Annotated in this window: 1 protein-coding gene; it reads left to right on the forward strand. The window is 44.0% G+C overall.

All coding sequences use genetic code 11. From position 1 onward, the window contains the following. Nucleotides 1-191: 191 nt before the first annotated feature. Nucleotides 192-1520 (forward strand): IS4 family transposase, encoded by a 1329-nt coding sequence (locus DWX43_RS26725; RefSeq protein WP_182440828.1) that lies wholly within the window; start codon nt 192-194, stop codon nt 1518-1520. Nucleotides 1521-1723 lie beyond the last annotated feature (203 nt).

Consider the following 1723-nt stretch of genomic DNA (forward strand, 5'->3'; position numbering starts at 1 on the left):
CCAATGTCAGTTAGTTAAGTTACAAGGTTAAATCCTGAATAAGGGTCTAACCTAAATTTTTTAAAAAATCACCTCCAAAGGTTGACACAGAGCCCAAAATGTGCGGCCGCTCTCGTTGCTGGTGTGACAGCAACAAGAGCGGCCCCTGTAATCAGAACTATATCTTTTGTCTGACTACAAGGAGGTCTCATATGTCATTTGCAAAACAGGTTAAAAACAGTCTCTTAGAAATTATTTCAGGAATGGCGCTCCATCCCGAGGACTTTTCAAAACACCCTGAAACTGACTTCACCAGAAACAGAAAACTGGATTTCCCTTCTTTGCTGTATCTCATCATCTCGATGGAAACCGGCACTGTAAAGGACGAACTGCTCAAATTCTTTTCTTACGATAAAGATACCGCTTCAAATTCCGCTTTCTTCCAACAGAGGGCGAAACTTGCAGACCATACCCTGCCTTATCTGTTCCGTTCCTTTAACAGCCTCTATTCAGGCGTTTTATACAAAAACAAGTACCAGCTTCTTGCTGCGGATGGAACTTCTTTTACTTTTACCAGAAATCCTAAGGACACGGATTCTTATTTTGCTCCAGATGGCAAGACCACAAATGGTTATAATCAGGTTCATGTGATTTCCCTTTTTGATCTTCTTTCCAAAAGGTACACTGACTGCCTGGTCCAGCCAATCAGGAAGAAAAACGAGTTCCGGGCTCTTTCCACATTGATTGACAGGCACCGGCTGGTTCCCGGCACCACTCCCATATTTATTGCTGACCGCGGCTTTCATTCCCTGAACGTCTTTGCCCATGCCGTCGAACACCAATCCTATTTTATCATCCGGGCTACTGACATTAAGATGAAGCACCTGCTTGCTCCCGACCTTCCGGAAGGCCGGAACAGCTTTGATATTCTGGTCGACCGTATACTTACCCGGTCGAATTCAAAGAAAAAACGTCTCCATCCGGAATTAGCAGATCAATACAAGTTTATCTGTAAGAGCGTTGCCTTTGACTATATTGATCCGGAAAGGCAGACGGAATATCCGATTACCCTGCGTGTCCTCAGATTCCAAATCTCAGAGGATAACTATGAGAACATTATTACAAATCTGCCGTCTGAAGAATTTCCGGTTGATGAGGTGATGTTCCTTTATCATCTCAGATGGGGGATTGAAACCTCCTTCCGGGAACTTAAGCACGTGATTGGAGCCGTAAATTTTCATTCCAAGAAACGTGAGTACATTGAAATGGAAGTATGGGCGCGGCTTCTTTTATATAACTTCTGTTCGATCATTACAGGGCATGTGGTTATCAGCCGCAGAGGCAGGAAATACCAGCTTCAGGTGAATTACTCCGCTGCATACAAGGCCTGCCATTATTTCCTGCGCCTTCACAATGGGGAATCCCCGCCAGAAATAGAAAGCCTGATAGAAAAGAATACCCTCCCTATCAGGCCCGATCGGAAATATGCCCGCCAGCATAGGTTCCGAGTTCCGGTCAGCTTTACTTATCGTTTTGCATAAAGCTGACAAACACAACACTAATAGTATAAAGTATTTTGAGGCGGATGTCTATCCGTCTATTTGTCATACCCTGAAAAAAATCTGTCTTTATTGGGATGTGCAAAACAGCATCTGATGCCCAGCTTATATCACCCATCTTCTCCTGATTGTAGGGAATTGTAAGTTTAGGTCTGCCCAGACCCATCCTTAACTAACTGACATTG

It is taken from the genome of Clostridium sp. AF19-22AC, from assembly GCF_003479085.1.
GTDB lineage: Bacteria > Bacillota > Clostridia > Lachnospirales > Lachnospiraceae > Faecalicatena_A > Faecalicatena_A orotica.